Source organism: Herbaspirillum sp. B65, from assembly GCF_000333555.1.
Lineage (GTDB): Bacteria > Pseudomonadota > Gammaproteobacteria > Burkholderiales > Burkholderiaceae_D > Herbaspirillum > Herbaspirillum rubrisubalbicans.
This window is the reverse complement of the sequence record NZ_BADI01000618.1, coordinates 1-8,817: the sequence shown is the minus strand read 5'-3', so window position 1 is coordinate 8,817 and position 8,817 is coordinate 1. Positions and strand designations below refer to the sequence as shown.

Here is an 8,817-nt window from a genome sequence, read left to right as displayed (position 1 = left end):
GCGTACCGCGCAAGTGGATGTCACGCCGCGGCCCGCCGCCTTGCCGCGCAAGCCGGTCGCCAAGCCCAGTTCCGCGTCCAGCGCGCCGGCCCGCCAGCCGACCGTGCAGGCGGAAGCCGCGGTCGATGGGGATTGGGAACAGTTCTGACGCAGTATCGAGTGCAAGCAGCGCGTCCTTCGGGGCGCGCTTTTTTTTGCGATGGAGGAGGGGGGCTAGGTCAGCGTGATTCCCTTCACCCGCGCCAGGCGTTGCAGCGCCTCTTCCAAGGGCAGTCTTGCCTGGCCGGCGGCGATGCACAGGGTACGATGCAGTTCGGCTTCTTCCTCGGATTCATCTTCGCACTGGCGGCTGTAGCGTTCGAAGCCGATCAGGGCGGTCAGCAGTTCGGCCAGATGGCGCGGGCATTCACATTGCATCTGGTCGGATTGTTCCGAAATGGCAGCCAGCGTGCTTTCACTGAAGCGCGGCGCGGGCAAACTCTCTTCCGCGCTGCCCAGGATATGGGCCGTGGTGGGTAACGGTACCCGCTTGAGCAGATCGCACAGCCACTCCACGTCGATGCCGTCCATGGCCTTGCGCACCAGGCGGTGACCAGCCTGGACCAGGCGCGCCACCATCTCGGGCGAACCGAAGCGGTACAGGATCACCACCGGCACCTGGATGAAGGAGTGATGCAGGCTGTCCAGGCGGTCTTCCAGGTCGTGGCCCAATACCGCGCTTTCCAGCACCAGCAGGTCGGCCTCGAAGGCCGGCAGGTCCAGTTCTTCCAGGGTTTCGACGGCGGCGGTGATGCTGAACTGCTGCTGCGTCAATGCCTGGCGGCTGGCCTTGGTGGAAATCCATGGGCCTACCAGCACCAGGCGCGGGACTCTCATGCCGCCGGTGGCCATCGTCGAGGGCGGCGCTGCGTGCTCGGCGGGCAGGCTTTGGGCCAGCGCCTGCAAGTCCTGCGGCGTCAGCGTGGCCAGCTTGCCGATGCGGTGGCCGGCATCGCCCAGCTTCTTGATCCAGCCCAGGCGCTGCAGGTCTTCCTGCGAATACAGGCGCTGCCCGCCGCCACTGTGCTGCGAGGAGGTGAGACCGTAGCGATGCTCCCAGGCGCGCAAGGTCTCCACCGACATGCCCAGTTGCCGCGCCACGGCACCGGGGCGCAGCAATGGCAGGTCGGACAGATCGGGGCTGTCCTCGGTGGGCAGGTGCTTGCTGGTCATTGTCATCTTTCTATTAGAAAAATATTTCAAAATGTACGGATATTTTTTGATGATATCCGTTCAAAGACGTTGCATATTGATGTTTATCATGCAAAACCTAGGAAATATTCTGTTTGTTTTTGTGATTTTTATCAGTATGTCACGCTTTTGCAGGAATGTGAAACACCAAGAACAGAACAAGAGCCGGCGTGATTCCTCCCGTCCTGTACGGGCTGCCGGTCCCCAGAGAAACCTTGCTGTCCCCCGGAAAGAACCATCATGACTTTATCGAACCTGAAAATCGGTACCCGTCTTTATATCGGCTTCGGATTGGTTGCGGCCATCCTGGTCCTCCTGGTCAGTGTGGCCTATGTCAATTTTGCGCGCTTGGGTGCGGCCAATGACATGAACGACCACAGCTATGAAGTCCGTGCAGAAATGCGCTTGATGCTGGAGAGTCTGATCAACATCGAAACCGGTGCACGCGGCTTCGCCCTGACCGGTGCGGAGGCTTCGCTGGAGCCGCTGCAACAGGGGCTGGCCGGCTTCAAGCAGCATTATCAAAAAGCGCGCCAGTTGACCGCGGACAATCCCGCCCAACAGCAGCGCCTGCAACAGGTGGCCGATGCCCAGCAGCGCTGGATGAGCACCGCCATTGAGCCCGCCATCGCCTTGCGTCGCGCCGTGCGTGAGGGGCGCGAGGAGATGGGCAAGCTGATAGCCCTGGCTCAGAGTGGTCGCGGCAAGACCGAGATGGACAATATGCGTGCCATCTTCGCCGACATGGAGCACGCCGAAAGCCAGTTGCTGCAGCAACGCAGCGACGCCGCGGACCAGATGGAAGCCTTGACCGGCAAGACCCTCATCATCGGCGGCATCATCTCGGTGATGCTGGCCATGCTGCTGGCCTGGTGGCTGTCCAATCACATCACCCGCCCGCTGGCCGTGGCGGTGCGTCTGGCGCGGCAAGTCGCCGGGGGCGACCTCAGTGCGCGTATCGAGGTCACCAGCCGTGATGAAACCGGCGAACTGCTGGCCGCCTTGCGCGATATGAATGCCAGCCTGGTGCGTATCGTCTCCGGCGTGCGCCGCGGCACCGACATGATCGCCACCGCTTCGTCCCAGATCGCCAGCGGCAACCTCGACCTGTCTTCGCGCACCGAACAGCAGGCCAGTTCGCTGGAAGAAACCGCTTCCTCGATGGAAGAACTCACCTCCACCGTGCAACAGAACAGCGCCAATGCGCGCCAGGCCAATCTGATGGCACAGGCTGCTTCGGACATCGCCAGCAGTGGCGGTGGCGTGGTCAGCCGGGTAGTGCAGACGATGGAAGAAATCAATGCATCCTCGCGCAAGATCGTCGACATCATCAGCGTGATCGATGGCATCGCTTTCCAGACCAATATCCTGGCGCTCAACGCCGCAGTGGAAGCGGCGCGGGCCGGTGAGCAGGGGCGCGGCTTTGCGGTGGTGGCCACCGAAGTGCGCAGCCTGGCGCAGCGTTCGGCGGCAGCTGCCAAGGAGATCAAGTCCTTGATCAGCGACTCGGTGGCCAAGGTGGAGTCGGGCAGCGTGCTGGTCAATGAAGCGGGTGACACCATGCGCGAGATCGTCGATAGCGTGCAACGGGTGACCAGCATGATCAACGAGATCAGCGCAGCCGGCGAGGAACAACGCAGCGGTATCGAACAGGTCAGTCAGGCAGTGGGCCAGATGGACCAGGTCACGCAGCAGAATGCGGCGCTGGTGGAACAAGCGGCGGCGGCTTCGCAATCACTGCAGGAGCAGGCGCAGGAGCTGGCGCAGGCGGTGAGCATCTTCCGCCTTGATGCCCAGGCTGAACAGGAGCCCCTGCAAAGCACCTCCAGCGTAGCGCCTGTGGTCAAGACCCCGGCCGTTGTCCCGGCACCGCTCAAGCCGCGCAGGGAGCCGCGTCAGCCACGCCTGGCCGCACCCATGAGCGCAGGGGCGATGAGCGGCGCCTCCGACGACTGGGTGACCTTCTGATTCGGCCTGGCCCATGCACGCAGATATCCTCCGACTCGAGCCCCCATGGATGGGGCCCTTCCCGCAAGCCGATCAAGCCGTGCAGGAGCAACACCGCCTGGCCCTGCTCGAGACCTATTGCGTGCTCGACACCCAGCCCGATGTATTGTGCGACCTGGTGACCGAACTGGCGGCCACCCTGTTCAACACCGAGATCGCGCTGGTGTCGCTGGTGGCCGAGCATCGCCAGTGGTTCAAGTCGCGGCGCGGCCTGGAGGCGGCAGGCACGCCGCGTTCGCAATCCTTCTGTAGCCATGCCATCGAGCAGGAGCAGGTGATGGTGGTGCTCGATGCCACTCAGGATGCGCGCTTCGCCGACAACCCGCTGGTGACCGGCGAACCAGGCATCCGCTTCTATGCCGGTGCCCCCTTGCTGGCTAGCGATGGCTTGCGCCTGGGCACGCTGTGCCTGATCGGCAAGTCGCCGCGCGCGCAGTTCAGCGCGGCCCAGGCCGACACGCTGGCGCAGTTGGCGGCCATCGTGATGGCCCGCCTGGATAGTTTGCGCGTGTCCAGTTACGTCGATAGCCTGACCTCGCTGCCCAATCGCAGCCGGCTGCTGGTCGACCTGCAAAGCCTGCAGGCCTTGGCCGGCAGCAGCGAAGTCTTTTCCGACAAGCTCACGGCGGTGGCGGTCGACATCTGTGATCAGGTCTACCTGGGCGACATGATCAAGGCGCTCGGCTGGGATTACGTCGAGGGCTTCCTGGTACAGGCCACGGAACGCTTGCGCCAGGCGCTGGGCGAGGTTGCGCTCTATCGCATCGGCACCACCAGCTTCGCCTACCTGGAGCGCAAGGAGCGCTGGCAAGAGCAGGCGCGGCAAGTCGAGCGCGCCTTTGCGCGGACGGTGGAGCATCAGGGCATTCCGCATCACCTGGAGGTGTCGGTGGGCATCGTGCCGCTGTCGCAATGTACCGATGCCGATGAATTGGTGCCGTCGCTGCTGACGGCCACCGATGTGGCGCGCGAATGCGGCAGCCGGCGCTGCCATTATGAGCAACCCTTGGGGCAGATGCAGAAGCATAGCTTCGAACTGCTCTCGGCCATTCCTGCGGCGCTGTTTTCCTCCGATCAGCTATGGCTGGAGTTCCAGCCCAAGGTAGGTCTGTTGTCGGGGCAGTGCGCCGGGGTCGAAGCCTTGTTGCGCTGGCGTCATCCGGTGCACGGAGTGATCTCTCCAGGGCTGTTCATTCCGCTGGCCGAGAAGAGTGCGCTGATCCGCCAGGTGACCTTGTGGGTGCTGCAGCATGGCATCGAACAGGCCGCCGCCTGGGCGCGCCAGGGGCGGGCCATTCCGGTGGCCATCAATGTCTCGGCGCGCGACTTCGACAATGACGACCTGGTACAGACACTGGCGGTGCAGTTGCGCCGACATCGCCTGCCGGCTGGTCTGATCGAGATCGAGTTCACCGAAAGCGCGATGAGCAAGCATCCCGAAAAGCTTTACAGCAAGATCCAGGAGATCAAGCGCCTGGGCGTGAAGGTCGCCATCGATGATTTCGGTGCGGGCTTCAGCAACCTCAGCTACCTCAAGAATATTCCGGCCGATTATCTCAAGATCGACCAGTCCTTCATCCGCAACATGGAAAGCAATTATTCCGACCAGCAGATCGTGCCCTCGATGATCCATCTGGGACAAAAGCTGGGCTTCGCGGTGGTGGCCGAAGGGGTGGAGACCGAGCGTTGCCGGCGCATCCTGCAGCACCTGGGCTGCGAGTATGGACAAGGCTATGGCATTGCGCGCCCGATGTCGGCGGCCGATACCTGGGACTGGATCGCGGCGCGCGATTGAGCCGCAGTTCATTGCTCGGTGCCTGCTGCTCCATGAGCAGGGGGGGTGGCATGGTTGTCAGAATATTCATATAGACCATGTACCAGTGCCTCGAACACCTTGCTGCAGGGGAGGTGGTGGCGCAAATCTTCATACATGGCCCGTATCGGCTTTGACCGGGCGCAAGCGCCACCTGAGGCGGCCCTGACAATCGCACCCAGCTTGCGATGAGAATTGGTGAGGAGTATATTGCCGTGCAGAAATACGACAATGGAGACCCTCATGAGATCCCGTCCCGCCCCCCTTCCGCTTGCCCTCACGGCCGTGGCTGCCGTGTTGACTCTGGCGCTGAGCGGCTGCAGCCGTTCACCCAAGGAGCAACTGGCTTACCAGCACGCCGAGGAGCAATACCAGATCAACCAGCGCAACGCCGAACTGGCGCGCAGCCGGCCGGAAGAAGAAAATGCCACAGAGGATCAACGAGGTAGAGAGCGAGACTAGTCGTCCAGCCTTGCATCTCTTCGATCCAACGGCCGACACAGACTCTCCAGCCCCGACAAATCCCCCATCATCACCAACTGCCGCGCCATCGTCTCGAAGCCGGCGCAGTGCGGGTGCTCCTGCAACAAGGCATCGCACCAGTCCAGCAGATCCGACACTGCGCCGTACTCGATGAAGGCCAGGGCCTGCTCCAGGCTGGCCTCGGGCGGACGGGCCAGGGGCATCGGCAGGCCTTCGCTGGCGCCGCCGGCGTCGATTTTTCCCAGGTCCAGCAAGCGTCCCAGGGTTTCCTGCAGTTCCAGGAAGTTGACCGGTTTGAGCAGGCAGGCATCGAATTGCTCTTCATCGCCATTGACGCGTTCCGGCTGCAAGGTGGCTGACAGCAGCAATACCGGCACCTGCGGCAAATGCCGCCGTGCCGCTTGCAGTACGACGTCGCCATGGACCCCGGGCAACAGGTAGTCGGTCAACACCAGCGCTATCTCGGGCTGGTTGGCTTGCGTCATGCGGGCGATGGCGCTTTCGCCGTCGGCCAGCAATTCCACCGCAAAGCCCACGCTGCTCAATTGATCGCCCAGCAACTGGGCGATGTCGGCATTGTCTTCCACCACCAGTATCAGTCGGCCGGTGCCATCGATCAGGGGGCGGGTGCAGCTGTCTTCGGGAGCATCGTGGCGGGCGATTTCGTGTTCGCTGCCGATGGCCGCCGGCAGGCGCAGCGTCATCGTGGTGCCCACCCCAGGCTGGCTGCTCAGGGCGATCTGCCCTCCCATCTGCTGTATCCACTGGCGCACGATGGCCAGCCCCATGCCGATGCCAGGTTGCGTGCGGTCTGCATGGGCGCGTTCGAAGGGTTCGAACACGCGGGTCTGGAAATGCAGCGGGATGCCGCAACCGGTATCGGCCACCCGCATTTCGATGACACCCATGCCCGATTGCGCCGAGGCGGCGTGCCACTGTACCTGGAGGGTGATGCTGCCGTCGCGGGTATATTTGGCGGCATTGTCGAGCAGGTTGCCGAGGATGCGGCGCACGCGCCGGGCGTCGAGCTTGAGTACCGGCGGCAGTTCCGGTGCCACCTGCAGGCCGAAACCATTGTGCTGGCGCTGGGCCAGGATGGCCGCTTCCTGACCGATCTCGTGCAGCAAGGCGTGGACGTAGAGCGGCACCGGCTGCGGCAGGTCGAGCCGGTCGCCACGGGCATAATCGATCAGGTCATTGACCATGGCCAGCATGTTGCGCGCGCTGCGCACGATGATGCGGCCATACCGCGCGCGCTCATCGCCACCGGTCTGCAACATGTCGGCAAAGCCGAGGATGGAGGTCAGCGGGGTGCGCAAGTCGTGGCTGATGCGGGTCAGGAAACCGGTCTTGGCGCGATTGGCCTGGTCGGCCGCCTCCAGGGCTTCGCGCAGCTCACGGGTGCGGGCGGTGACGGCCTGTTCCAGCTTCAATTGTTCGCGCACGCGCAGGTAGAGCATGGCCCACTGCATCTGGTCGTGCTTGCGGTGCAGCTCCAGCGCGCGACCGATGACCATCAGCGTGGTCATGCACAACAGGCCCATCTGGAACAGGGTCGCAAAATGCCAGTCCGGCAGCAGGCTACGGTCGACCAGGCCATTGAGCTCCAGCAGTTTGAACGAGATTCCCAGCCAGGCCAGCGCGAAGGACAGCACCAGCATTCGCGCATTGGGCAGGCCGCGTCGCCAGCCGTGCAGCATCGAGGCCAGCCAGATCAGGTAGGCCAGCGAGGCCGAGGCATTGGCCAGTGGTGCGGTGCTGCGGTAGTCGCCCAGTGCGGTCCAGCAGCTTATCGCCAGCAGCACGCCATTCATGAGCGCATAGATGCGCTTCCACCCGCGCAGTTGCTCCAATCCGACCAGGACGTAACTCATCCGCACATACAGCAGGGTCATCAGACAGCCCAGCGCGGCCGGGGCACGCACGATCCAGGCCTCGCCACCCGGTACCAGGTACAGATGCAGATACCCCTGGAAGGCACCGATGTAGGCCAGCGCCGTGAGCACCCATGCGGCCATCAGCACGAAGCCGCGATCGCGCCAGGCCATGCCCTGGATCAGCGCATAAGCCACCAGCAACAATGCCACCCCCAGTACGAAAGCCTGGATCGCCAGTTCCCGGCCTTCTTCCTGGCGAAATGCCGAAGGTTCCCATAGCGCTACGGCCAGATCGAGGGCCGAATCGCCGGCCACGCGCAGGATCACCATGCGCTCTTCGCCCGCTGCCAGCGTGATCGGGAACAGCGCGGCGCGACTGCGCACCTGGCGTGAGGCCAGGGGATAGAGCGTGCCGGCATACTGCGGCGTGACGTCGCGCCAGCCCGTCTGGGCCTGCTGCGCAGTGGGCAGGTACAGCCGCACATCCTGCAGGCGCGCCGAGCCCAGCCCCAACCAGCGTGTCACGGGAGCGGTACTGTCATTGCGCAACTGGCCGCGTAGCCAGAAGGCGCCTGTGCTGTAGCCTTGCTGCAATTGCGGGGCGGTGATGGCGCTCCATTGCGTGCTGTCCATGGCGCTGGAGAGCAGGTGCTTACCATCGGGGTCGCGCAGCAATTGCAGTTGCTGCGTCACGCTCATGCTCTGGGCAATGCGCGCCAGATCAATCGACCACGCCATCTGCGGCGGGCCGGCAAACCACACCAGCAGGCAGCAGAGCAGGAGCCGCCATGGCCTTCGATACAGAAACCGCATCAGTTCGTGTCAACGGCGGAACTGGCTGGGCGGCATTCCAAAACGCTCGCGGAACGCCGTGGAGAAATTGGCCGTGTTGCTGTAGCCCAGCGCCAGGGCGATGGCGCCGATGTCCAGCGTGCTTTCCGAGAGCAGGCGTCGGGCTTCCTTCATGCGTTCTTCACGCAGGAAATCGAACACGGTCACGCCCGCGCAATGCTTGAAGGCGCTGGAGAGGCGTCGCGCATTGGTGCCTACGGCGGCGGCCAGGGCATTCAAGCTCAGCGGCTGGTCCAGCTTGTCCAGCATCAACCGTCGTGCGGCCTGGAACAACACCATGTCGAAGGTACTGGAGCCGCTGTGCAGGCCCGGCGTCACCGAGGGGGTGGTCGTTGGCAAGGGTTCGGTGTGCAGCGGCGTGCGCAGGTGTACGCACAGGCGCAACCGCACTTCCTCGAAATCGAAGGGCTTGGTGATGTAGTCCACCGCGCCCGCGCTCAGCCCGGTGATTTTTTCTTCGGTGGCGGCGGCTGCCGAGAGGAAGATCAGCGGGATGTTGCGCGTACTCGAATTGGCCTTGAGCAGGCGACAACTGGTGAGCCCATCGTAGACCGG

The 8,817-nt window shown here is 63.6% G+C and carries 6 protein-coding genes; 3 read left to right on the top strand and 3 right to left on the bottom strand.

The window, feature by feature from the left end; translation table 11 throughout:
• Positions 1–213: 213 nt before the first annotated feature.
• The gene (locus tag I5W_RS14600; RefSeq protein WP_044529766.1) at positions 214–1,212 is read right to left on the bottom strand and encodes a MerR family transcriptional regulator; all 999 of its coding nucleotides are present in this window, start codon (positions 1,210–1,212) and stop codon (positions 214–216) included.
• A gap of 258 nt (positions 1,213–1,470) precedes the next feature.
• Between I5W_RS14600 and I5W_RS14595 the strand changes: the two genes are divergently transcribed.
• From I5W_RS14595 to I5W_RS14585, 3 genes are all read left to right on the top strand, one after another.
• On the top strand, positions 1,471–3,198 hold the full coding sequence (locus I5W_RS14595; protein WP_044529765.1) for a methyl-accepting chemotaxis protein: 1,728 nt from the start codon (positions 1,471–1,473) through the stop codon (positions 3,196–3,198).
• Positions 3,199–3,247: 49 nt separating this feature from the next.
• Positions 3,248–5,032 carry a sensor domain-containing phosphodiesterase gene (locus tag I5W_RS14590; RefSeq protein ID WP_044529764.1) on the top strand — a complete coding sequence of 595 codons (1,785 nt, stop codon included), beginning with the start codon at positions 3,248–3,250 and terminating at the stop codon, positions 5,030–5,032.
• A 261-nt stretch (positions 5,033–5,293) separates the two neighbouring features.
• Positions 5,294–5,512, top strand: a complete 219-nt coding sequence (locus I5W_RS14585; protein ID WP_252717030.1) for a hypothetical protein — start codon at positions 5,294–5,296, stop codon at positions 5,510–5,512.
• Here the strand turns inward: I5W_RS14585 and I5W_RS14580 are convergent.
• Both I5W_RS14580 and I5W_RS14575 read right to left on the bottom strand, forming a co-directional pair.
• Positions 5,509–8,223: a hybrid sensor histidine kinase/response regulator gene (locus I5W_RS14580; protein WP_252717029.1), complete on the bottom strand. Its 2,715-nt coding sequence runs from the start codon at positions 8,221–8,223 to the stop codon at positions 5,509–5,511. The genes I5W_RS14585 and I5W_RS14580 overlap by 4 nt on opposite strands.
• Positions 8,224–8,232: 9 nt before the next feature.
• The coding region (locus tag I5W_RS14575) for a response regulator transcription factor (RefSeq protein ID WP_044529761.1) at positions 8,233–8,817 on the bottom strand (585 nt) is incomplete at its 5' end.